This is a genomic window from Isoptericola chiayiensis, from assembly GCF_013149805.1.
GTDB lineage: Bacteria > Actinomycetota > Actinomycetes > Actinomycetales > Cellulomonadaceae > Isoptericola > Isoptericola chiayiensis.
The window spans coordinates 1-22,782 of sequence record NZ_JABEZT010000012.1; the positions used below are offsets into that span (position 1 = coordinate 1).

Consider the following 22,782-nt stretch of genomic DNA (forward strand, 5'->3'; position numbering starts at 1 on the left):
CCCCATCGAAGTCCACGACGCCCACGTCCGCCTCACCGGATAACCCCACCCCGCGCGGAAGTCGCCTACCCCGCGGGAAGGTTGCCTACGTCGCGGGAGGGTTGCCTACCCCGCGGGAAAGTTGCCTACCTCGCGAGCGGGATAGGGCGAAGCGCGCAAAAGCCGCGCGTGATGCGCATCCCGGGCTGCCGCGACGGCAAAATGCTGGACTTCCAGGCCCCGGACCTCTACTTTCATCGTGACAGGAGTCACACGCCTGTCCGGCGATCCTGCCCGATCGCCGCCGCACCGACACCGACCCATCGAGGAGCCGCCGAGCGCGTACCGGCCTGGGGCCCGTGCGCACCGCACAGGAGGGAGCAGGACCGTGGCCGACGTGCTGGTCCTCAACGCCGGCTACGAGCCGCTGCACCGCGTGTCCGTCAAGCACGCCATCACGATGCTGGTGCGCGAGGTGGCCGTGGTGGAGGAGTCGGTAGACGGCGTCTCCTTCGGCCCCTACCCGCTCCCCCGTGTCCTGCGGCTGGTCCGCTACGTCGCCATGCGCTGGCTGTACCGCGGCGGCGGCCGCCCGGCGGTGACCAAGGACGGCGTCAAGCGCCGCGACGGCGAGTGCGCCTACTGCGGCGGGCCGGCGCAGACCGTCGACCACGTGGTGCCGCGGTCCCGCGGGGGCGACAGCTCGTGGCTGAACCTCGTGGCGGCGTGCGAGCCCTGCAACCACCGCAAGGCGGACCGCACGCCCGTCGAGGCAGGCATGCCGCTGCAGCTCACCCCGTACGTACCGCCCGCGGACCACGGTCTGGTACGGCGCCGCCGTCGGGCACGCTCACTGGCTGCCTGAGCATCCCCGACTGCTGGCATCGGTTCGGCAAAGTGCGGCCGGTTCGGCAAGTCATCCTGCCGAACCGGCCGCACTCTGCCGATCCGAGCGGCCAGCACGACACACCCTGACCAGCCAGAGCTCCGGGTGGCCAGCAGAGCTCAGATCCCGCTGGTGGGCTCCCAGCGCGCGGACTCCCCGGGCTCGACGTCGGCCGCCGACCCCTCGGGCATCTCCGCGACGGTCGAGGCCGACTGCAGCGCGTCCTCGTCGAGCCGACCGATGGCACCGGTGACCGGCTGCGGCACGGCGGGACCCTGCTCGTCCAGGACCCGGGAGGCCACGACGGTGCTGCCGAAGTTCGCGTGGCAGGAGGTGCAGTACCACTCCGGGGCGGGCACGGGGACCTCGAACCCGCCGTAGACGACGTCGGGCTCGGCGCTGACGACGTCGTCGGTGAAGGTCATGCCCCACACGATGCGCTTGGTCTTCCCGCGCACGCCGCAGCCGGGGCACTGCGGGCGCAGGCGGGCACGCTGCGCGGATACCGAGTGCGCGTGCATGAGGTCGTGGCACTGCCCGCACATCAGGTGCACGTCGCGGATGACCTGCTCGAGCGTGCGCCCACCGGCGGTCGTCGTGCCGAGGCGCACGGCGCCGTCGTCGTGCGCCTGCAGCTCGTGCACGTCGACGAACCGTTCGCAGGTGGCGCACCGCTCCTCGCGGCGCATCGCCCACCCGGTCACCGCACGGTGACCGATGATGCGCAGCACGTGGACGTCGGACGCCGCAGGACCCGCGCCGCAGTCGCCCGGGTCGATGGTGTGCACCGGACCGTCGTGGAACTGGTTGGCGATGCCGTCCAGCACGGCGCGGGCGTGCTCGGCGGGCAGCCAGCCGGACGAGCCGATGTAGGCGTCGGCGCCGTCGAAGAGGTCGGCCCACACGATCGGGCGGTCGGGGCCGAACAGCTCGTCGGTGATCCAGGAGTCGCCGTCGGAGGCGCCCATGAGTTCCACCGAGGCGACGACGCCGGCCTCGCCGAGCACGGTGACGACGACGTCGCCCCGCTTCGGGCCGTCGGGCCCGCCGGGCAGCGCGTGCTCACGCGAACGGGTCGCGATGGCGATGGACTCGCGCAGCCACTCCGAGGACCAGTTCAGGTACACGGAGGGCACGAGCCATGCCGGCAGCGATGACACGGACGGGAGGGCGTCGACTTCGGTGCTCACGGCATGCAACATAGCGGGTCAGAGGCCCGCGCGACAGCCCCTGCGCCAGGATCCCGGTCGACGCCGGCCCCGCCGGTCAGTCCCGCCCGAACGCGGCGCGCAGCTCGCCCTTGGCCCGCTCCAGCACGTCGCGCCGCTCGTCGGTCAGCTGCGACCCGGCGCGGTTCATGTAGAACGTGAGCATCGACATCGCCGACCGGTAGGCGCTGCCCTTGCGCCGGTCGCTGGCCTCGGCCGACCGTTTGAGCGACGCGGCGATGCGTGCCGGGTCGTCCCAGGTGAAGACGTCGCCCTCGAGGTCGAGCGCGTCGGAGCGGTCGGTCACGTCCTGCGACCAGCGGTCGTCCTGCCGAGCATCCATCCCTCGACGCTAGGCCCGCGTCGCGCGGCGCGCAGCCCGGACTACACCCCGCGCACGACGGCCCGCAGCGCAGCCACCGCGGGCCGCCCGTTCACCGCAGGGCCGCGGCCTCCTCGTCGGTGAACAGTCGCGAACGGATGAGGAACCGCACCCCCTCGGGCGCCTCGACGCTGAACCCGGCACCCCGTCCCGGCACGACGTCGATCGTCAGGTGGGTGTGGCTCCAGTACTCGAACTGCGCCCGGCTCATCCACACCGGAACGGTGAACGCCACCGCGGGGCCGGGCCCGCCGTCGTCGGACAGGGACAGGTCGCCCAGGTGCACGTCGGCGTCGGACGTGATGAAGTCGCCGGCCGGGTAGCACATGGGGCTGGAGCCGTCGCAGCACCCGCCGGACTGGTGGAACATGAGCTCGCCGTGGCGACGCCGCAGCCGAGCGAGGAGCTCGGCCGCGGCGTCGGTGACGGCGACCCGCGAGACGTCCGCGGAGTCCGTCATCACTCCCCCGTTCCTAGAAGAACCCGTCCCGCACGCCGGAGTAGCTGACGAGCAGGTTCTTGGTCTGCTGGTAGTGGTCGAGCATCATCTTGTGGTTCTCGCGCCCGACGCCGGAGCCCTTGTAGCCGCCGAACGCCGCGGCGGCGGGGTAGGCGTGGTAGCAGTTGGTCCAGATGCGCCCGGCCTCGATGGCGCGGCCCGCCTTGTACGCCGTCGTGCCGTTGCGGGTCCACACCCCGGCCCCCAGGCCGTAGAGGGTGTCGTTGGCGATCTTGATCGCGTCGTCGTAGTCGGCGAAGTCCGTCACCGACACGACGGGCCCGAAGATCTCCTCCTGGAAGATCCGCATCGAGTTCTTGCCCTCGAAGATCGTCGGGGTGACATAGTACCCACCGGACAGGTCGCCGCCCAGGTCGGCCCGCTCCCCGCCGGTCAGCACCTTGGCGCCCTCGGCCTTGCCGATGTCGATGTAGGACAAGATCTTCTCGAGCTGGTCGTTGGAGGCCTGCGCGCCGACCATCGTCTCGGTGTCCAGGGGGTTGCCCTGGACGGCCGCCTCGGTGCGCTTCAGGGCGTCGCCGAGGAACTGGTCGTAGATGTCGGACTGGATCAGGGCCCGCGAGGGGCACGTGCACACCTCGCCCTGGTTGAAGGCGAACATGGTGAAGCCCTCGAGCGCCTTGTCGTAGAAGTCGTCGCGCTCGGCGGCGACGTCGGAGAAGAACACGTTCGGGCTCTTGCCGCCGAGCTCCAGGGTCACCGGGATGATGTTGGCCGAGGCGTACTGCATGATCAGCCGCCCCGTCGTCGTCTCGCCGGTGAAGGCGATCTTGCGGATGCGCGGCGAGGACGCGAGCGGCTTGCCCGCCTCGGCCCCGAACCCGTTGACCACGTTGACGACGCCGGGCGGCAGCAGGTCCCCGATGATGTCCATCAGATACAGGATCGACGCGGGGGTCTGCTCGGCCGGCTTGAGCACGACGGCGTTGCCCGCCGCGAGCGCCGGCGCCAGCTTCCAGGTGGCCATGAGGATCGGGAAGTTCCACGGGATGATCTGCCCGACGACGCCGAGGGGCTCGTGGAAGTGGTAGGCGATGGTGTTCTCGTCGATCTCGGAGACCGAGCCCTCCTGGGCCCGGATGGCGCCGGCGAAGTAGCGGAAGTGGTCGACGGCGAGCGGGATGTCCGCGCCGAGGGTCTCGCGGACGGCCTTGCCGTTCTCCCAGCTCTCGGCGACGGCGATCTTCTCGAGGTTGGCCTCGATGCGGTCGGCGATGGCGTTGAGGATGTTGGCCCGTTCGGTGGCGGAGGTCCGGCCCCAGGCGGGGGCGGCGCCGTGGGCGGCGTCGAGCGCCTTCTCGATGTCGTCGGCGGTGCCGCGGGCCACCTCGCAGAAGGTCTGCCCGGTGACGGGGCTGGGGTTCTCGAAGTACTCGCCGTTCGCCGGGGGGACGTACTCGCCGCCGATCCAGTGGTCGTACCGGGACCGGTACTCGACGATCGACCCGGACTGTCCCGGGGGCGTGTAGACGGTCATGGTGTGCTGCCTCCTCGCAGTGCTCACCGCGCCGGGCCGTTCGTGGCGGCCGGCGACGGCGCGTCGTCGCGCCGTGGCTGCGACGGTATGCGGCAGGTGTTGCAACACCGTTGCACCTGCGCGGCCGGGCGCTTCCCGCGGGCCTCAGCGCAGCGCGGCGTCGACGACGGCGAGGTGGGCCCGCGCTCGCGTCCACCGGGGGCTGCCGGGTGCGGCACGGGCGACCAGCTGCCGCCAGGCGGCGACGTCGTCTGCGCCGTCGTCGGTCCGGGTCCAGGCTTCCAGCGCCTCGGGATCGGCGTCGGCGAGGACGGCGGCGCGCACCTCGGCGGTGAGCTCGGCGCGCAGTCGTTCGACGCCGGGCGCGAGGGACCGGGGCAGCAGCGGCCCGGTCCAGGCGGCCAGGGCGCGTGCGGTCTCCCCGGCGGCGAGGAGGCCACGGACGGCGTCGACGTCGGTGCGGACGTGCGGGGCGAGCCGGTACGGGCGGGAGCCGGTGACCAGGGGGCCGACGGCGCGGCGCAGGCGGGAGATCTCGGCCCGGACGGTCACGTCGGACAGGTCTCCGGGGTGCAGCAGCACGGCGAGCTCGTCGGCGGTCAGGCCGCGCGGGTGCTCGGCGAGCAGGGCGAGGATCTCGGCGTGCCGGCCCGGGAGCCGCCGTTCGCCGTCGGACGTCAGCAGGGCGGGCGTGCCGAGCAGCTGGAGTTGCGGCTCGGCGACGGGGCCGGACGGGCTGCTGCGGTCAGGGAGCTGTCGGACGGCCCGGGCGGCGAGCTCGCGTTCGAGGCTGGCGACGGTGGCACGGACCAGCGACAGGGTGACGTGGGACGCCGCCGGACGTCCTCCGGTGACGTCGAGGACCCCGAGGACCGTGCCGTCGTGGTCGCGGATCGGCGCGGCCGCGCAGTTGAGTCGTTGGACCGGCCGGGAGAAGTGCTCGGCACCGAGCACCTGGACGGGACGCCGCGTGGCCAGCGCGGTCCCGGGGGCGTTGGTGCCGACGTCCTGCTCGCGCCACACGGCACCGGGGACGAACCCGACGGACTCCACGGTGGCGCGGGTGGAGCGGGCGCCCTCGACCCACAGCAGTTGTCCGGCGTCGTCGGAGACGGCGACGACGAGCCCGTCCTCCCGCGCGGCGTCGACCACGAGCTCGCGCACGACCGGCATGAGCGGGGCCAGCGGGTGGCCGGCGCGGTAGTCGTCGAGCTCGTCCGCGGGCAGGCCGATCGTGGCGTGCGGGGTGTCGGGGTCGACGCCGCTGGAGCGGCTGCGGCGCCAGGACGCCGCGACCAGCGGGTCCAGGCCGTCCGGGAGCGTCCCGGTGTCGAGGAAGGCGTCGTAGGCGGTGCGCACGGACCGGCGGTCGCGGCGTACGGGCACGGCAGCACCCGTGGTCACGGCACCCTCGCCCTGACCGGCGGACCGATGTCTCATGGCGCCTCCGACGTCGTCGTCCGGTGGTGCTGCCAGTGTAGGACCGGTGGCGCGGGGCGCAGCATCGCAGCGCTCACCATGCGCGTCTCACATCGTGGTCCCACATGATGGACGCCAGGTGTCCGGGCTGCTCACCTCCGGCCTAGGGTGGCTCCGGACCACCGACCAGGAGGAGATCATGCCCGCACCGCTCGACCCCACGCCTCGCCTGCAGGAGTACGCCCACCCCGAGCGCCTGGTGACCACCCAGTGGCTCGCCGAGAACCTCGAGAACCCGGACCTCGTCGTCGTGGAGTCCGACGAGGACGTGCTGCTCTACGAGACCGGGCACATCCCCGGCGCGGTCAAGATCGACTGGCACACCGACCTGCTGCTGCCCGTCGAGCGCGACTACCTCGACGGCCCCGGCTTCGCCGAGCTGCTCGGTTCCAAGGGCATCGGCCGCGACACCACCATCGTGCTGTACGGCGACAAGAACAACTGGTGGGCCGCCTACACCGCGTGGGTCTTCACCCTCTTCGGCCACGCCGACGTCCGCCTGCTCGACGGCGGCCGCAACCTCTGGGTCGCCGAGGGCCGCGACCTCACCACGGACGTGCCGACGCCGACCCCGGCCGAGTACCCGTCCGTCGAGCGGGACGACACCACGTTCCGCGCCTTCAAGGAGGACGTGCTCGCGCACCTCGGCCAGGGCCCGCTGGTCGACATCCGCTCCCCGCAGGAGTTCACCGGCGAGCGCCTCCACATCCCCGACTACCCCGAGGAGGGCGTGCTGCGCGGCGGGCACATCCCCACCGCGCACAACGTCCCGTGGGCCACGGCCGTGTCCGAGGACGGCACGTACAAGCCGCGTGCCGAGCTCGCGGCCATCTACCAGGCGGGCGGCCTCGGCATCACCGACGAGGACAAGGTCATCACCTACTGCCGCATCGGGGAGCGCTCGAGCCACACCTGGTTCGCCCTGCACTTCCTGCTCGGCATCCCGGACGTGCGCAACTACGACGGGTCCTGGACCGAGTGGGGCAACGCCGTGCGCGTCCCGATCGTCGCCGGCGACCAGCCCGGCGAGGCCCCCGCGGCCTGACCGCACTCCCGCCCCTCCCACCCCCGCGAGGTAGGCGGACCTCTCGCGAGGTAGGCACGTTCCACGCGACGTAGGCGACGTTCCCGCGAGGTAGGCGCGTTCTCCCCGGGGTAGGCAATATCCGGCCGAGGTAGGCCACCGTGGCGTGGCCTACCTCGACGGAAAAGTGCCTACCTCGCGGGGGAACGGCCTACGTCGCCGGAGAATTGCCTACCCCGGGAAGAAGTTGCCTACCTCGTCGAGAGTTGGCCTACCTCGCGGGAGGGGTGTGCACGCTACGAGATGATGGAGCCATGACCGACGACGCCGCACCCGCCCTGCCCAAGTCCCTCGCCGAGATCCGCGAGGACTTCCTGGCGCTGTCCGAGTCCGAGCGCCTGCAGCTCCTGCTGGAGTTCTCCCGCGAGCTGCCCGACCTGCCGGAGCGCTACGCCGCGGCCCCGGGCATGCTGGAGAAGGTCGAGGAGTGCCAGTCCCCCGTGCGGGCGTTCGCCGAGGTGTCCGACGGCGTCGTGCACTTCTACGCCACGGCCCCGCAGGAGGCACCCACCACGCGCGGCTTCGCCTCCATCCTCGCCCAGGGGCTGTCCGGGCTCACGCCGCAGCAGGTCCTCGACGTCCCCGAGGAGTTCCCGCTCCAGCTCGGGCTCACCCGAGCGGTGAGCGTGCTGCGCCTCAACGGCATGGCCGGCATGCTCACGCGTGCCAAGCGCCAGGTCGTCGAGCAGCTCGCGGCGGCCTGAGCCGCACCCCGATCACCTCGGGACCCGTAGCCTGGGCCCCGTGAGCCTCACCAGCGTCCTGCTCCTGCTCGCCGGGTTCGTCCTCCTCGTCGGTGGTGGCGAGGCCCTCGTCCGCGGCGCCGCCTCCCTGGCGCGCACGATGGGGATGTCGGCCCTCGTGGTGGGCCTGACGGTCGTGTCGTTCGCGACGTCGAGCCCTGAGTTGGCCGTCAGCGCAGGCTCCGCGCTCGCCGGCTCCCCCGGTCTCGCGGTCGGCAACGTCGTCGGCTCGAACATCGCCAACATCCTCCTCGTCCTCGGGGTGGCGGCACTCGTGGTCCCGCTGGCGGTGACCTCCCGGCTGGTGCGCACCGACATCCCGGTCATGGTGGGGCTGTCCGTGCTCACGCTGGTCCTGGCCCTGGACGACACGATCAGCACCACCGACGGCGTCCTGCTGCTCGGCCTGCTGGCCGTTTACCTCGTGATGACCACGATCGTGGCGCGGCGCGAGCGCGGCACCGCCGACGAGCCCCGCGCGCAGGACGGGACCGACGCCCTGGCACGCTTCCGCACCACCCGCGCACGCTCGATCGGGGTCGACGCCGTGCTCGTCGTGGTCGGAGTGGGCCTGCTGGTGCTCGGCGCGCAGCTGCTCGTGGACGGGGCCACGCAGATCGCCTCGGCGTTCGGCGTCAGCGACCTGGTGATCGGCCTGACCGTGGTGGCCGTCGGCACCTCGCTGCCGGAGCTGGCCACCAGCGTCATCGCGGTGCGGCGCGGGGAGCGGGACATGGCGGTGGGCAACATCGTCGGCAGCAACATCTTCAACATCGGGGCCGTCCTCGGCCTGACCGCCCTGATCGCGCCGGGCGGCATCGAGGTGGACCCCGCGGCGGTCAACGTCGACCTGCCCATCATGGTGGCCGTCGCGGTCGTGCTGCTGCCGATCGCCTTCACCGGCCAGGCGATCGTGCGCTGGGAGGGCGGGCTGTTCGTGGTCCTCTACCTGGTCTACCTCGCCTACGTCCTCCTGGCTGCGACCGACCACGACGCGCAGGGCCCGTTCGGCGGGGCGATGTTCGGGTTCGTCCTGCCGGTCACGGCGGTGTGGCTGGTGGCTCTCGTCGCCTACGAGCTCGGCCTGCGGCGCGGGCGCCGCTCCCCCCACCAGATGTGACACAGTGGGGCCATGACGGTGCTCGTGGCCTACCACGCCTCCCCGCACGGCGAGGCGGCTGTCCGGACCGCTGTGGACGAGGCGCGCCAGCGGGACACCTCGCTCCTGGTCCTGGTCCTCGACCCGTCGCCACCGGGATCCGCCGCACCCGACGAGCTCACCGCCGTCCTGGACGGCGCCCCGGCGGAGCTGGCGTTCCGGTCGGAGGACACCGAGCCCGCCGACGCCATCCTCGACGCCGCCGAGGGCTCCGGCGCCACGCTGGTGGTGCTCGGGTCGCGCAAGCGGTCGAGCCAGGGCACGTTCCTCATGGGCACGACGACGCAACGCGTCCTGCTCGACGCCTCCGTGCCGGTGCTGGTCGTCAAGGACGCCTACGACTCCTGAGGCCGACTCCTGAGGTCCGCGCGCGCCGTCAGGTCCGCAGCGGGGGCCGAGCGTCCTCCGGCGCCGCCCCGACGCAGACCGTGGGCACCGCCTCCAGCCCACCGGCCTCCTCGAGCCACCACCCCAGGTTCCGGGCCCGGTCCGCGTAGCCGTCGCGCAGCACGTGCTGCACCGCGGTGTCCGCGAGCGCCACGCGGTCCCGCCAGCCGCCGTCGTCCCCGGGCAGGGCGAGGACCCGCAGCCCGCGCCGGAACACCCGCCGGCCGTCGACGACGCCGTAGCGCGGCACGGCTCGTCGGACGGCGTTGAGGACGCGGTAGTACCAGGCGGGCCGGGCGTCGAGCACCCAGGGGTCGGAGCACATCTGCCGGGCGAGGCGCGCCTCGTCGAGCACCACGCCGACGGCGGCGAGCTCGTGGGCCATCCAGGTCAGCGTGACGTCGGACAGCCCGGCGTGCTCGGAGCCGCCGCCGACGTCGCCGTGCCCGCCGGGGAACCAGACCTGCTGCACCCGGCCGGGGACGTCGTCGTCGGGCACGGACCACAGGCACGGCTGGAACGTGATGCGGCGTTCGTCGATGGCCAGTCCCTGGCGTGCGGTGTCCACGACGGAGGAGAGGGTGACGTCGTGGAACCGGCTGCGTCGCCGCGTCAGGCCGGGCACGCCGAGGGCGCCGACGGTGTCGTAGACGCCGAGGAACCGCACCCGGACGTCGTGCGAGTGCGTCCGCTTGAAGTCGGCCTTGGCCCGCGCCGCGGCGGCCTGCCCGGCGTCGTCCCCGGTGCGGGCCCGACGGCGGTAGGTGCGTTCGGCGTCGTCGAGCAGCCCGGCGTCGACGGACTCGGGTGTCAGGAGGCCGACCTGGGCGATCATGCCCACGACGCTGCGCGCGGTGTAGGCGCCGCGGGAGTAGCCGAGGACGACGATGTCGTCGCCGGGGGCGTAGTTCATGGCCAGGAACCGGTAGCCGTCGACGACGTTGCGGGTGAGCCCGTAGCCGAAGGCGCCGCCGAGGAGCCGGTCGACAAGGTAGCCGCGCGCCCCGACGCCGCCGACGTACCCGACCACCTGGACGTCGTCGCTGCCGGGCACCTGCCCGGGCACGACGCTGCGCACCAGCTTCTCGACGTTGGACACCTGCGCGTTGACCGCATGGTTCCAGGTCCCGTCGCAGCACAGCACCAGACGCTTCATCGCGGACCTCCCTGTACTGAGGGAGGAGCGGCGGCGCGGCCAGATACGTCACGACCGGCCCGCGCATCCCGGCCCGCAGCACGGCGCCGCCGCGCAAAGGGCTCAGCGCAGCCGGCGCAGGAACTCGCGCGTGCGCTCCCGCTGCGGCGCGTCGAGCACCTCGGCCGGGGTGCCGCGCTCGTGGACGCGGCCGTCGTGGAGGAACACGACCTCGTCGGCGACCTGCCGGGCGAAGTCCATCTCGTGCGTGGCCACGAGCATGGTGGTGCCCTCGGCACGCAGGTCGAGCAGGAGGTCGAGGACCTCGCCGACGAGCTCGGGGTCGAGCGCGGAGGTGACCTCGTCGAGCAGCAGCAGCTCGGGCCCGCCCACCAGCGCGCGGGCGATCGCGGCGCGCTGCTGCTCGCCCCCGGAGAGCTGGTCGGGGTAGGACGCCGCCTTGTCCGCCAGCCCCACCCGGGCGAGCATCTGCCGGCCGGCGTCCTCGGCGTCGGACCGCGGGCGCCGGTGCACGAGGCGGGGGGCGAGCGTGACGTTGTCGAGCACGCTCAGGTGCGGGAACAGGTTGTAGGACTGGAACACCATCGCCAAGCGGGCCCGCACGGCGTCGGCGTCCACCCACGGGTCGGCGACGTCGACGCCGTCGAGCAGCACCTGCCCGTCGTCGACGTCCTCAAGCAGGTCGACGACGCGCAGGAGCGTGGACTTGCCGGACCCGGAGGACCCGACCAGCACGACGCACCGGTGCTCGTCCACGTCGAGGTCGATGCCGTCCAGGACGGTCCTGCGGCCGGCGCGGCGGCCCGGCCCGGTCGGGAACGTCTTGCGCACGTCGCGCAGGCGCAGCAGCGGCGCGGGGCCGTCCGGCGTCGGACGGGCGATCACCGGACCACCCCCGCACCGCTGACGCCGCGCAGCGAGCCGCGCCAGCCCTGCCGCGCCGACCAGGCGTCCACCAGGCGGGTCAGCGGGATCGAGATCAGCAGGAACAGCACGCCGGCCACGACGTAGGGCGTGAAGTTGTAGTCGCCGGTGGTGGCGATCTGCGCGGCGCGGATCGCGTCGACCGCCCCGAGGATGGAGATCAGCCCGGAGTCCTTCTGCAGCGACACGAGCATGCTCGCGACCGGCGCGGTGACGTTGCGCACCGCCTGGGGCAGCACGACCTTGCGCACGGCCTGCCCCCGCGTGAGCCCGAGCGACCGGGCCGCGGCGACCTGCGAGGGGTGCACCGACTCGATGCCCGAGCGGAAGATCTCGGCGAGGTAGGCCGTGTAGGTCAGCAGGATGGCGAGCCCGCCGAGGAACGCCGCCGACGTCGGCAGCCACTCCAGGCGCAGGGCGGGCAGGCCGAACCCGACCAGCAGCAGCACCAGCAGCACGGGCACGCCGCGGAACACGTCGACGTACAGCACGGTGAGCATCCGTGCCGGGAACAGCGCCGGGATCCGCGAGGTGCGCAGCACGGCCAGCGCCAGACCGATGACGAGCCCGACCACGGAGGCCACGACCCACACGCGCAGGTTGAGCCAGAGGCCCTCGGCGACCTCGGGCAGCACCTCCCAGGCGCGCTGCGGGGAGAAGAACGCCTCCCGGGCCCGCTCCCAACCGGGGGCGGTAGTGACCACGGCGACGACGGCGGCGAGGACGACGGCGGTCGCCACCGCGGCGACGGCCAGCGCACGCCGGTGCTGGGCACGCCGGAACGCCGCCCGCTCGCGGGCGCGCTCCGAGGGGACCCAGCCGTCACTCATCGAGTGGTCAGGACAGCTGCTCGATGTCGTCGGACTTCAGCCACTGCGTGCGCAGCTCGTCCAGGGTGCCGTCCTCTTCCAGGGCGTCGACGGCGGCCGACACGCACGCGGTGAGCCCGGAGTCCTTGTCGAGCACCAGGCCGAGCTGCTCCGGCTCACCGACGTCCGGCAGGGTGCCGACGACCTGGGTGTCCGGGAAGTAGACGGTGGAGGCGGCCACGCCCTGGTCGACGTCCATCACCATCGCGTCGATCGTGCCGGAGGTCAGCGCGGTCATGCCGTCGCCCGCCGCGCTGAACGGCGTGATCTCGACCGCGTCGCCCCACGCCGACTCGGCGGCGTCCAGGGAGGTCTGCGCGGCGGTGACGCCGATGCGCGCCCCCTCCAGGTCGGCCAGGGAGGCCGCGTCGGCGTAGTCGCCCTCGTCGGCGACGATGACGCCCTGCCGGCTGGTCAGGTAAGGGCTGGAGAAGTCGACGGCCTCGGCCCGCTCCTCGGTGATCGTCGTCTGGTAGGCGGCGAGGTCGAACGGCTTGATCGCCGGGGAGATGATCTGCTCGAACGTCACCGTCTCCCACATGACGTCCTCGGCGTCGTAGCCCAGCTCCGCGGCGACCGCGTACACCAGCGCCGACTCGAAGCCCTCGCCGGAGGACGGGTCGCCCACGTACCAGGGCTCGTACGGTTCGCCCGCACCGACCGTCAGGGTGCCCTCGGTCAGCGTGGGCAGGTCGTCGGGCGCGCACTGCGCCGTCGGCGAGGCGCTGCCGGACGCGGCGGGCTCCGCGGTGGCGCCGTCGTCGGACCCCGTGGAGCAGGCGGTCAGCCCGAGCAGGACGGCGGGGGCGAGCGCTGCGGCGAGCGCGGGACGGGTTCGCACGGTGGTTCCTCCAGGTCCGGGAGCGGCACGCACGTCGTACCGCCTGCAGCATCTCAACATGCCACGCCGCCGGTGACATCCCTCCCGGACGTGCGGCTGGTCACAGCAGGGTGCCCGCGGCAGGTCCCGCACCGGATCGGCACGGATCGGCGGCCGGTGTCGATCCGGCGGCCGCTCGTCCGTCATGGAGATGTCAGTGACCCGCACAGGAAGGAAGATGCTGCCATGACCACCTACGTCGTGCTGCTACCCGGCGTCGAGGACGCCTGGGAGCAGGCCACCGCCGAGCAGCAGGCCCAGGTGTTCTCCCGGCACGAGGAGTTCGCCCGCCTGCTCACCGAACGAGGTCACCGGATCACCGCCGGGGAGGAGCTCACGCACTCGCGCACCGCGAAGCAGGTGAGCCGCGACCCGGCCGGCAGGACCGTCGTGACCGACGGCCCGTTCGCCGAGACCGCCGAACAGCTGTCCGGCTTCTACGTCGTCGAGTCGGACGACCTGGACGACCTGCTCCAGATCTGCGCCGTCCTGGCCGAGGACCCCGCCGCCGGCAACGTCGGCATCCCGGTCGAGGTACGGGCCGCCGTCGACCACACGGCCGACGGCGGCTGATGGCGGACCGCCCGAGCTCCGGCGAGGCCGCACCGCGCCTCGAGGCGGCGCTGCGCGACGAGTGGGGCCGCCTCCTGGCCCTGCTCGTCGCGCAGTACCACCGGCTCGACCTGGCCGAGGACGCCCTCGGCGACGCCTTCGAGGCCGCGGCACGCACGTGGCCGGTCCAGGGTCCCCCGACGAACCCGGCCGGCTGGCTCCTCACCGCCGCCCGACGGCGCACCCTCGACCGGCTGCGGTCCGAGCAGGCGCTCGCCCGCGCCATGCCAAGGCTCGCGGTGGAGGCCGAGCTGACCGCCCGTGCCCGGCACGACTCCGGCGCCGACCTCGACCCGGTCGACGAACGGCTCCGCCTGGTGCTGCTGTGCGCGCACCCGCGCCTGTCGCGCGAGGCGGCAGCGGCGCTGACGCTGCGCCTCGTGCTCGGTGTGCCCACCGCCGACGTCGCCCGCCTGTTCCTGCAGTCCACGCCGACGATGGCGGCACGCCTGACCCGCGCCCGCAAGAAGCTGGCCGGCGAGAGGTTCGAGCTGCCTCGCGGCGACGCCCTGACGGCGCGCTCCGCCGTCGTCGGCGACGTCGCCTATCTGGCCTTCACCGCGGGGTACGCCCCGGCGTCGGGCGACGACGTGGTCCGCGTCGGGCTCGCGGGTGAGGCGATCCGCCTGGTCCGGGTGCTGCGTGACGTCCTGCGGGCGTCGACCGACCGCAGCGACGTCGACGCCCTGCTGGCCCTCATGCTGCTGCAGCACTCGCGCCGCGACGCGCGCACCGTCGACGGGCGTCCGGTGCTCCTCGCGGACCAGGACCGCTCCCGCTGGCACGGCGACGAGATCGCCGAGGCACTCGACCTGCTCGCGCCCCTGACCGCCGCCCCGGCCTCGCCCTACCTGCTGCAGGCGCTGGTCGCCGCCGAGCACGCCATCAGCCCGGCGGCGCAGCACACGGCCTGGGAACGCATCCTCGCGCGGTACGACGAGCTCGTGGAGATCGCCGACAGCCCCGTCGTCCGCCTGAACCGTGCCGTCGCGGTGGCCGAGGTGCACGGGCCACGCGCCGGCCTGGAGGCGCTGGCGTCCGTGGCCCTGCGCGGGCACCGGCTGCCCGCCGTGCGCGCGGAGCTCCTCGCACGTGCCGGCCGGGCCACCGAGGCCCGGGAGGCCTACGACGCCGCGGCCGCGCTCTGCACCAACACCGCGGAGCGCGGCCACCTGCTCGCGCGCAGGGACCGCCTGGGCACGGACCACGACGGCGCGCCGGTCGGAGACGTCACCCGTGGACGTGCGCCCGCTGCCCCGTGACCGTCCCGATGTCGTCCTCCGCCTGACCGAGCAGCGCGTCCGCGAGCCGACGCAGCGCACGCCCGGCCGCCACCTCGTCGCCGATGACCGGCATCTCCAGGTCCTGCGGGTCCTTGCGGGCGTGCCCGACGCCGCGCAGCGCACCGACGTCGTCGTGCTCGGGCGGCCCGGCCACCAGGACGGCCTCCGCCGTGGTGCTGCCGGCCGACTCCACCAGCGAGACCTGGATGCGCCACGTGACCGACCTGGTGCGGCGCGGCTCGCCGCCGTCCGCGTCGTCGGCGTCCTCCCCGTCCGCAGGTCTGACCAGCGAGTCCGGCCCGGGGAAGACCAGCGACTCCTCCCCGGTGTCTGACCAGCGCACCTGGTAGGGCGGGGACCCGTCCTCGTGCGGGCAGCCGACGACGACGCCGTCGCGCACCGCACCTCCCACCACGCCGGACGCCGTCACGATCCTGTCCCCGACCGAGGCCTTCATGACCGTCCACCTCCGTCTCGTCCTCGAGCGGTGTCGTCCTTCCATGGTGCGCCTCGTCGGGCGGGCACGCCAGGTGCGGCCGGCCCGACGGCGGAGGCCGGCGCCGCCCCGGACGGCCGGTCCGGTCAGTGCGAGCGCAGCGCCTCGACCAGCTCGTCCTTGCGCATGTCGGAACGTCCCTCGACGTCGAGCTCGGCGGCGCGCTCCCGCAGCTCGTCGACGGTCCAGTCCTCGTAGGCGGGCGAGCTGCCGCCCTCCTGGCCCACGTCGCTGCGGCCGCGGTTCGCGGCGGCGTTCGCGATCCGTGCGGCCTTCTCCTTGCTGTTGCCCTCGTCGCGGAGCTTCTCGTAGAGCTCGTCGTCCTTGATGCTGGGGCCGGGGTCTCGTCCAGGCACGGCAATCTCCCTTCGACGTCGGTCACTCCATCGTGTGCCTCGGTCGCCGGGACCGCACCTCGAGCCCGGACATGACGAAGGCCCCCGACCGGAATCCGGTCGGGGGCCTTCCCTTGGTAGCGGGGGCAGGATTTGAACCTGCGACCTCTGGGTTATGAGCCCAGCGAGCTACCGAACTGCTCCACCCCGCGGCGATGTCCCCAACTCTAGGACAGCGAATCGAGCGAAGTCCAATCGATCCGGGCAGATGGGACGCACGTCACAGCACGCCCCATCCGCCCGGATCGGCCGGATCACTGGTTCAGCTCACCCTCCGCGGCCAGGGCCTCCTCGAGAGCGGCCTGCAGCCGCTCCTGGGCCTCGCCGTAGGCGGTCCAGTCGCCGTCCTGCAGCGCCTGGTTGCTGTCGGTCAGGGCCTGGTTGGCGTCCTGCAGCGCCGCGTCGAGCCGGGCCTGCGGCGATCCGTCGGTCGCGTCGCCGGTGTCCTCGGTCTCGGTGGGCTCCGGCGTCGGCTCCGTGGTCTCGGTCTCCGTGGGCTCCGGCGTCGGCTCCAGGGTCTCCCCCGTCTCCGGGTCGACCTGGTCGGTCGGCACCTCGGACTCGGCCTCGTCGGCGTCGCCGGCCTCCGCGCCCGAGTCGCCGCCGAACACCTGGTCGAGCGCCTCGTCCAGGGTCTCGGCGTAGCCGGTCTGGTCGCCGAAGGCGACCAGCACACGGCGCAGCAGCGGGAACTGCGTCCCGGACCCGGACTGGATGTAGACCGGCTGCACGTAGAGCAGGCCGCCACCGACGGGCAGCGTCAGCTGGTTGCCGCGCACGACCTCGGAGTCCCCGCGGCCCAGGATGTTGAGCTGCTCGGAGATCGTCGGGTTGGAGTTGAAGTTGTTCTGCACCTGACCCGGTCCGGGGACCGTGGAGTCACGCGGCAGCTCCAGCAGACGCAGGGTGCCGTAGCTCTCGGCGACCTGACCGTCCTCCGACCCGGCGTCGGCGTCCGCCGCGAGATACCCCGTGAGGATCTCGCGGTTCGTGTTGCCGCCGGGGATGAAGGTGCTGGTCAGCGAGAACGCCGGCGTCTCCTCGCCCGGCATCTGCAGGGTGAGGTAGTACGGCGGCTGCTTGGAGGCGACCGTGTCGCCGCCGGCGACCGGGTCGTCCGGCGTCTCCCACTCGTCCGAACCCGTGAACAGCGCCACGGCGTCGGTCACGTGGTAGCGCTCGAGCAGCGTGCGCTGGACCTTGAACAGGTCCTGCGGGTACCGCACGTGCGACATCAGCTCGCCGGACATCTCGTCGATCGGCTGCAGGGACCCGGGGAAGATCTCTTCCCAGGCCTGCAGCAGCGGGTCCTCCGGCTCCCAGGCGTACAGGTCCACCGAGCCGTCGTAGGCGTCGACCGTGGCCTTGACCGAGTTGCGGATGTAGTTGACCTCCGGCGGGAGCTCGACCGGGACGCCCTGCGCGGCGAGGGTGAGCGAGTCGGTGGTGGCCTCCTGCGTCGCCTCCCGCGTCGAGTAGGGGTAGGCGTCCGACGTCGTGTAGGCGTCCACGACCCACTTGACCCGGCCGTCCACGACCGCGGGATAGACCTCGCTGTCGAGGGTCAGCCACGGGGCGACCTTCTGGATCCGCTCCTGCGGGTCGCGGTCGTAGAGGATCTGCGACGCGGAGTTCACGCGGTCGGAGAAGAAGATCTGCTCGTCGCCGAACTTCAGGGCGTAGAGCAGCTCGTGCAGGAAGTTGCCGATCCCCGGTCCGGCCTCGACCTCGTCGGTCGGGAAGCCGTAGAGGATCTGCTGGCCGCCCTGCTCGTCCGCCTGGTAGTCCAGCTCCCAGGGGTCCTGGTCCTCGGGGGCGCCGACGATCGAGTACTCCGGCGCCTCGGGGCTGAAGTAGATCCGCGGCTCGTACCCGCCGTCGAACTTGTCGGTCAGCGAACCCTGCGTGGGGATGCCGCCCTCGAAGAACGCCGGCTGCCCGTCGGGCCCGGGCTGGTTGCCGTAGGCGGCCACCACGCCGAACCCGTGGGTGTACACGGTGTGGTCGTTAACCCAGTTCCGGTCCGCCAGGCCGTCCAGGTTGAGCTCGCGCACGGCGATGACCGTGTCCCGCGACTCCCCGTCGATGTCGTAGCGGTCCACCGACAGGTTGTCGGAGAAGTTGTAGAACTGCTTGTTCTGCTGCAGCTGGCGGAACGACGGGCTGACCACCTGCGGGTCCAGCAGGCGCACCTGGGTGGTGGTGGCGGCGTCGTCGCGCAGCTGACCCTCCTCGGCCTGCGTGGTGGCGTCGTAGGGCTGCGACTCGACGTCGTCGATGTCGAAGGCCTCGCGGGTCGCCTCGATGTTGCGCTGGATGTACGGCGCCTCGAGCGACTGGGCGTTGGGGTCCACCTGGAACCGCTGGACGACGGCGGGGTAGATCCCGCCGATGGCGATGGCGGAGACGACCATGAGGCCGACGCCGATCGCGGGCAGGCGCCAGGTGTCCCGGAACGCCGCGACGACGAACAGGATCGCCACGAGCACGGCGACGCCCGTCAGGATCTCCTTGGACGGGATGACGGCGTGCACGTCGGTGTAGGACGCCCCGTCGTACCGCTCGTTCTGCGTGGTCAGGATCGAGTACCGGTCCAGCCAGTAGTTCGCCCCGATGAGCAGCATCAGCAGGGTGCCCAGCACGGCCAGGTGCACGCGCGCCTCGGTCGTGGTGCGCGACGACCCCGCCGGCAGCGAGCCGATGCGCAGCCCGCCGTACAGGTAGTGCGTGACCACCGCGGCGATCGCGGAGATGACGACGACGGCCATCAGGAAGCTCACGGCGAACCGCAGCACGGGCAGGGTGAAGACGTAGAACCCGACGTCGATGCCGAACTCGGGGTCGGACGTGCCGAACGAGCTGCCGTTCAGCGCCAGCAGGACCGACTCCCACTGCGCGGAGGCCGCGGCACCGGCGAAGAAGCCGATGAGCACCGGCCCGGCATACGTCACGATCTTGCGCAGCGGCTCGACGGCCTCGCGGTACTGGTCCAGCGTGGCCTGCTCGGGAGTGGACGGCGCGTAGACGGGTCGCGAGCGGTAGCCGATCGCGAACGAGCTCCACACGGCCAGACCCATGATCACGAACGCGGCGACGAACAGCACGGCGCGCGCGATCCACTGGGTCCAGATGACGTTGGCGAAGCCGACCTGGGTGAACCAGAGGACCTCGGTCCAGAAGTTCGTCAGGAACAGCAGCGCGACCACCAGCACGGCGAGCACCACCAGGGTGATCAGCAGCGGACTACGGCGTCGCGCCGGTGGTGGCCCGTCCTGACGGCGGGGCGGGGCGAAGGACACGGAGCGGGCACCTCATTCGCGCTCGGGACTGGACACGTGCGTCACGGGGACGAAGGGCACAACGTCCCGATGTCGGTCCAGGTTCCCACGATTCCGACACGGGCGACCACCAGGACGCTCACGAGTCGGTCACGATCCGTCGGCCTCGCACCGCGGCAGGTCCGCGCCGTCCCCGGCACCGATGGCCTCCATCGCCGCACGGGCCTCGGACAGCGTCGCCACGGACACGACCTCGAGGCCCTCGGGCTCGTGACCGACCACCTGCGGGCAGTTGTCCGACGGCGCGAGGAACCAGCCGGCGCCGTCGCGCAGCGCGCCGTACATCTTCTGCTCGATGCCGCCGATCGGGCCGACCCGGCCGTCGACGTCCATCGTGCCGGTCCCGGCCACGACGGCTCCGTCCAGCTCGTCCTCGGGCGTCATGAGGTCGATGATCCCGAGCGCGAACATCGTGCCCGCGCTCGGACCGCCGATGTCCTCGATCTGGATGGTGACGTCCACGGGGAAGTCGTACTGCGGGTCGATGAGGACCCCGAGCAGCGCACGGTCGTCGCCCTGCCCGGTGGTGACGGTCAGGTCGAGCGGTTCGCCGTCGCGCTCCACCCCCAGCACGACGTCGTCGCCCGGGGAGACGCCGTCCAGCTCGGCGAGCAGCTCGGGGTACGTCTCGAGCGGCTCGCCGTCGAGCGACACGATGACGTCGCCCTCGGCGACGACACCCTCGGCGCCGGTGCCCTCGGCCGCCGCCACGACCGTCATGGTGGTGGGCACGTCGTAGCCGAGCTCCGTCAGCGCCGCCACCGTGGCCGACTCCTGCGAGCTGAGCATCTGCGCCTGCCCCTGCTCCTGCTGCTCCTCGGAGGTGATCGGCTCGGGGAAGATCGCCTCGACCGGCTGGACCGAGCGTTCCTGCGACACCCACCCCCACAGCACGTCGCCGAGCAGCACGTCACCGCCCGGACCGCCGTACACCGACACCGTGGTCAGCCGCAGCTCCCCCGAGGCGGGGTAGGTGTCGGCACCCGAGATCTCGATGAGCGGCAGCTCGGAGGCGCTCTGGCCCGCGCCGCGGTCCTGCGTGCCGAGGGTGTCCTCCGTGGGCCCGGGGGTGCGCACCGCGTAGGCGGTGGGCATGACGATGAGCACGGCGGCGACGACGGCGGTCACCAGCAACGAGACCACGAGCGTGACGGACCGGGGGCTCGCCCCGCGATGGGCCGGCCGACGCGTCCGCAGATCGTCCTCGTCGGGCCGCGGGGAGGCCAGGGCCTGGCCGAACGACTCGAACGGCTGATGACTGCGGTCGGGACTCACCGTCCCATCATCACCGATCGGTGCAGGTGCCCGCGTCACGACGTCGCGCCGGGCCGGTGCGCCCAGAGCGAAAGCCGGAACGCGCACGAGCCCGCCGGCGTCGGGCATGGGTACCGTGAGCGTGCGGCGATCGCCGCACGCGGAAGGAGCCGAGGACCGCCATGAGCAACCTGCCCGACGACCCCGACGACCGCGACCGCATGATCCGCGAGGCGCTGCAGGGCATCTTCGGCGACCGCACCGACGAGGTGCTGGCGCAGATGCGCTCGCAGGGCCTGGACCCGGCCGCGCTGTTCGGCGGCGGCGCCCCCGACCCCGCCACGATGCAGCGCCTGATGGACCAGCTCCAGCGCCTGTTCACCTCCGACGACGGACCCGTGAACGCGCAGGTGGCGCACGACCTGGCGCGCCAGGTCGCCGTCGCCGAGGGCGACCCGTCGCTCACCGGCGGCCAGGCGCGGTCCGCCACCGAGGCGCTGAAGGTCGCCGAGCTGTGGCTCGACGCCGTGACGGACCTGCCGCCTTCGGGCGGACCGGCGCACGCCTGGAGCCGCAGCGAGTGGGTCGAGGCGACCCTTCCGGCGTGGCAGCGCCTGGTGGCCCCGGTCGCCTCGTCGGCCGCCGACGCCCTGGCCACGGTGCTGCGCGACCAGGTCGGCGACGACGACCTCGGCGGGCTCGGCGTGCCGGGCCTGCCCGTCTTCCCCGGCGGCGGGCTCGGCGACCTCGACCCGGCGGCGATGATGCGATCGCTGGGGTCGGCCGTGTACGGCATGCAGGTGGGTCAGGCCGCGGGCACCCTGTCGCGCGAGGTCTTCGGCGCCACCGACGTCGGCGTCCCGCTGCTCGCCGAGCCCGCCACGGTGCTGGTGCCGACCAACGTGGCCGAGTTCGCCGAGGGGCTCGACTCCCCCTTCGACGAGGTCCAGCTCTACATGGCCGTGCGCGAGGCCGCCCACGCCCGCCTGTTCGTGCACGTCCCGTGGCTGCGGGCCCACCTGCACGGCCTCGTCGAGCAGTACGCGCACGGCATCACCATCGACCTCGAGGCGCTCGAGGAGCAGGTGCGCGGCGTCGACATGTCCGACCCCGAGGCGCTGCGCGGGGCCCTGAGCGGCGACGTCTTCGGCCTGCACAACACGCCCGAGCAGCAGGCCACGCTGCTGCGCCTCGAGACCGCGCTGGCCCTGGTGGAGGGCTGGGTGTCCGAGGTCGCCGCGACCGCCGTCCTGCCGCACCTGCCGCACTCCGTGCCGCTGCGCGAGATGATCCGCCGGCGCCGGGCCGCCGGCGGACCGGCCGAGCACACGTTCAAGTCGCTGGTGGGGCTCGAGCTGCGGCCCCGCCGCTCCCGGGACGCCGCCGCCCTGTTCGCCCACCTGGTGGCCACGGGCGGACCCGAGGCGCGCGATGCCGTGTGGGACCACCCGGACCTGCTGCCCGGCACCGAGGACCTCGACGACCCGTCGGGCTACGCCGACCGGCGGCGCGCCCAGGCCGAGGAGCACTCGGACGTCGACGCCGCGCTGGCGCAGATCTTCAGCGAGTCCGGCGGGGACGACGACCGGGAGTGACGGGGGCGAACGGGACCGGGACGCTCAGGACGCCGACGAGCCGGAGTCGACGTCGTCCTCGCCCTGCCCCTCGGAGCTGAACGAGACGCCCTCCAGGAACCCGCGCGCCCGCTCCGTGCGGGGATAGGACTCCAGCAGCCGCCAGAAGTCGGGGCCGTGCCCGGCGTGCAGCAGGTGCGCCAGCTCGTGCAGCAGGACGTAGTCGATCACCCACTCGGGCATGCCCTGCAACCGCGTGGAGAGCCGGATCGAACCGTCGACCAGGGTGCACGACCCCCACCGGCGTTCCTGGTTCGCCGCCCAGCGCACGCTGGTCGGCAGCGCCCGGCCCTCGAGGTACTTGATCGAGAGCTCCTGGGCACGTTCGACCAGCTCCGCGTCGGACGGGCGACGGCGCCGCTCCTTGTCCTCCAGGCGCGCCACCATCTTCGCCACCCACTCGCGCTCCTGGGCCTGCGAGAACCGGGCCGGGATGGCCACGACCGTGCGGTCGCCGTCCCGGTAGGCGCTCACCGTCGCGGTCCGGCGGCGGCTCCGCCGGACCTCCACGGACGCGACTGTGTCCCGGGCCACGCCATGACACTACCGGCCCCACGTCACGAACGTGTGTCCACGCACCCCTCGGCGGGTCACGTCGCCAGGTCGCCGGCCCGCCCGCCGTTGTCCACACCCTGTG

At 72.9% G+C, this 22,782-nt stretch carries 22 protein-coding genes and 1 tRNA gene; 8 read left to right on the top strand and 15 right to left on the bottom strand.

Annotated features, from left to right (window positions below; all coding sequences use genetic code 11):
• Nucleotides 1–367: 367 nt before the first annotated feature.
• Nucleotides 368–844: an HNH endonuclease gene (locus HDG68_RS15945; protein ID WP_172153642.1), complete on the top strand. Its 477-nt coding sequence runs from the start codon at nt 368–370 to the stop codon at nt 842–844.
• Between the two features lie 140 nt (nt 845–984).
• On the opposite strand, the gene HDG68_RS15950 is transcribed toward HDG68_RS15945, so the two are convergent.
• The 5 genes from HDG68_RS15950 to HDG68_RS15970 all read right to left on the bottom strand — a co-directional run bounded on the left by HDG68_RS15950 (nt 985) and on the right by HDG68_RS15970 (nt 5,892).
• Complete coding sequence (locus HDG68_RS15950) at nt 985–2,055, bottom strand: hypothetical protein (RefSeq protein ID WP_216648553.1); 1,071 nt, start codon at nt 2,053–2,055, stop codon at nt 985–987.
• Nucleotides 2,056–2,131: 76 nt separating this feature from the next.
• Nucleotides 2,132–2,416 carry a DUF3175 domain-containing protein gene (locus HDG68_RS15955; protein WP_172153643.1) on the bottom strand — a complete coding sequence of 95 codons (285 nt, stop codon included), beginning with the start codon at nt 2,414–2,416 and terminating at the stop codon, nt 2,132–2,134.
• A 91-nt stretch (nt 2,417–2,507) separates the two neighbouring features.
• Nucleotides 2,508–2,915: a DUF779 domain-containing protein gene (locus HDG68_RS15960; protein ID WP_172153644.1), complete on the bottom strand. Its 408-nt coding sequence runs from the start codon at nt 2,913–2,915 to the stop codon at nt 2,508–2,510.
• Between the two features lie 13 nt (nt 2,916–2,928).
• Nucleotides 2,929–4,452: an acetaldehyde dehydrogenase ExaC gene (exaC, locus tag HDG68_RS15965; RefSeq protein ID WP_172153645.1), complete on the bottom strand. Its 1,524-nt coding sequence runs from the start codon at nt 4,450–4,452 to the stop codon at nt 2,929–2,931.
• Nucleotides 4,453–4,596: 144 nt separating this feature from the next.
• Nucleotides 4,597–5,892 carry a GAF domain-containing protein gene (locus HDG68_RS15970; RefSeq protein ID WP_172153646.1) on the bottom strand — a complete coding sequence of 432 codons (1,296 nt, stop codon included), beginning with the start codon at nt 5,890–5,892 and terminating at the stop codon, nt 4,597–4,599.
• A 178-nt stretch (nt 5,893–6,070) separates the two neighbouring features.
• Here HDG68_RS15970 and HDG68_RS15975 point away from each other — a divergent pair, with 178 nt between their 5' ends.
• The 4 genes from HDG68_RS15975 (at nt 6,071) to HDG68_RS15990 (ending at nt 9,265) form a co-directional block, all read left to right on the top strand.
• Nucleotides 6,071–6,976, top strand: a complete 906-nt coding sequence (locus tag HDG68_RS15975) for a sulfurtransferase (RefSeq protein ID WP_172153647.1) — start codon at nt 6,071–6,073, stop codon at nt 6,974–6,976.
• 293 nt (nt 6,977–7,269) lie between these two features.
• Complete coding sequence (locus tag HDG68_RS15980) at nt 7,270–7,719, top strand: SufE family protein (protein ID WP_172153648.1); 450 nt, start codon at nt 7,270–7,272, stop codon at nt 7,717–7,719.
• Nucleotides 7,720–7,759: 40 nt separating this feature from the next.
• A complete protein-coding gene (locus HDG68_RS15985; protein ID WP_172153649.1) occupies nt 7,760–8,878 on the top strand; it encodes a calcium/sodium antiporter in 1,119 nt (372 codons plus the stop codon).
• Between the two features lie 12 nt (nt 8,879–8,890).
• Nucleotides 8,891–9,265 (top strand): universal stress protein, encoded by a 375-nt coding sequence (locus tag HDG68_RS15990; protein WP_172153650.1) that lies wholly within the window; start codon nt 8,891–8,893, stop codon nt 9,263–9,265.
• A gap of 28 nt (nt 9,266–9,293) precedes the next feature.
• Here the strand turns inward: HDG68_RS15990 and HDG68_RS15995 are convergent, their stop codons facing one another.
• The 4 genes from HDG68_RS15995 to HDG68_RS16010 form a co-directional block, all read right to left on the bottom strand.
• Entirely contained in the window at nt 9,294–10,460 is a 1,167-nt protein-coding gene (locus HDG68_RS15995) for a DUF2235 domain-containing protein (RefSeq protein WP_172153651.1), read from the bottom strand.
• 102 nt (nt 10,461–10,562) lie between these two features.
• Nucleotides 10,563–11,345 (bottom strand): amino acid ABC transporter ATP-binding protein, encoded by a 783-nt coding sequence (locus HDG68_RS16000; protein WP_343037625.1) that lies wholly within the window; start codon nt 11,343–11,345, stop codon nt 10,563–10,565.
• Nucleotides 11,342–12,214, bottom strand: coding sequence for an amino acid ABC transporter permease (locus HDG68_RS16005; RefSeq protein ID WP_172153652.1), 873 nt, complete (start codon nt 12,212–12,214; stop codon nt 11,342–11,344). The genes HDG68_RS16000 and HDG68_RS16005 overlap by 4 nt, the downstream gene beginning before the upstream one ends.
• A gap of 7 nt (nt 12,215–12,221) precedes the next feature.
• Nucleotides 12,222–13,094 (bottom strand): transporter substrate-binding domain-containing protein, encoded by an 873-nt coding sequence (locus tag HDG68_RS16010; protein WP_172153653.1) that lies wholly within the window; start codon nt 13,092–13,094, stop codon nt 12,222–12,224.
• Between the two features lie 225 nt (nt 13,095–13,319).
• Between HDG68_RS16010 and HDG68_RS16015 the strand changes: the two genes are divergently transcribed.
• Both HDG68_RS16015 and HDG68_RS16020 read left to right on the top strand, forming a co-directional pair.
• Complete coding sequence (locus HDG68_RS16015; protein WP_172153654.1) at nt 13,320–13,706, top strand: YciI family protein; 387 nt, start codon at nt 13,320–13,322, stop codon at nt 13,704–13,706.
• The gene (locus tag HDG68_RS16020) at nt 13,706–15,007 is read left to right on the top strand and encodes an RNA polymerase sigma factor (protein ID WP_172153655.1); all 1,302 of its coding nucleotides are present in this window, start codon (nt 13,706–13,708) and stop codon (nt 15,005–15,007) included. The genes HDG68_RS16015 and HDG68_RS16020 overlap by 1 nt, the downstream gene beginning before the upstream one ends.
• On the opposite strand, the gene HDG68_RS16025 is transcribed toward HDG68_RS16020, so the two are convergent.
• From HDG68_RS16025 to HDG68_RS16045, 5 genes are all read right to left on the bottom strand, one after another.
• Nucleotides 14,976–15,485: a dsRBD fold-containing protein gene (locus tag HDG68_RS16025; RefSeq protein WP_172153656.1), complete on the bottom strand. Its 510-nt coding sequence runs from the start codon at nt 15,483–15,485 to the stop codon at nt 14,976–14,978. The two genes, HDG68_RS16020 and HDG68_RS16025, sit on opposite strands and share 32 nt — an antisense overlap.
• Nucleotides 15,486–15,610: 125 nt before the next feature.
• Nucleotides 15,611–15,880, bottom strand: coding sequence for a DUF7218 family protein (locus HDG68_RS16030; RefSeq protein ID WP_172153657.1), 270 nt, complete (start codon nt 15,878–15,880; stop codon nt 15,611–15,613).
• 114 nt (nt 15,881–15,994) lie between these two features.
• A tRNA-Met gene (locus HDG68_RS16035) sits at nt 15,995–16,071 on the bottom strand.
• Between the two features lie 102 nt (nt 16,072–16,173).
• Nucleotides 16,174–19,218, bottom strand: coding sequence for a UPF0182 family protein (locus HDG68_RS16040; RefSeq protein ID WP_172153658.1), 3,045 nt, complete (start codon nt 19,216–19,218; stop codon nt 16,174–16,176).
• 129 nt (nt 19,219–19,347) lie between these two features.
• Nucleotides 19,348–20,532 (bottom strand): YlbL family protein, encoded by a 1,185-nt coding sequence (locus HDG68_RS16045; protein WP_343037626.1) that lies wholly within the window; start codon nt 20,530–20,532, stop codon nt 19,348–19,350.
• A 161-nt stretch (nt 20,533–20,693) separates the two neighbouring features.
• Between HDG68_RS16045 and HDG68_RS16050 the strand changes: the two genes are divergently transcribed.
• Complete coding sequence (locus HDG68_RS16050) at nt 20,694–22,106, top strand: zinc-dependent metalloprotease (protein ID WP_172153660.1); 1,413 nt, start codon at nt 20,694–20,696, stop codon at nt 22,104–22,106.
• Between the two features lie 24 nt (nt 22,107–22,130).
• Here HDG68_RS16050 and HDG68_RS16055 read toward each other — a convergent pair whose 3' ends face one another.
• Nucleotides 22,131–22,679, bottom strand: a complete 549-nt coding sequence (locus HDG68_RS16055) for a SprT-like domain-containing protein (protein WP_172153661.1) — start codon at nt 22,677–22,679, stop codon at nt 22,131–22,133.
• Nucleotides 22,680–22,782 lie beyond the last annotated feature (103 nt).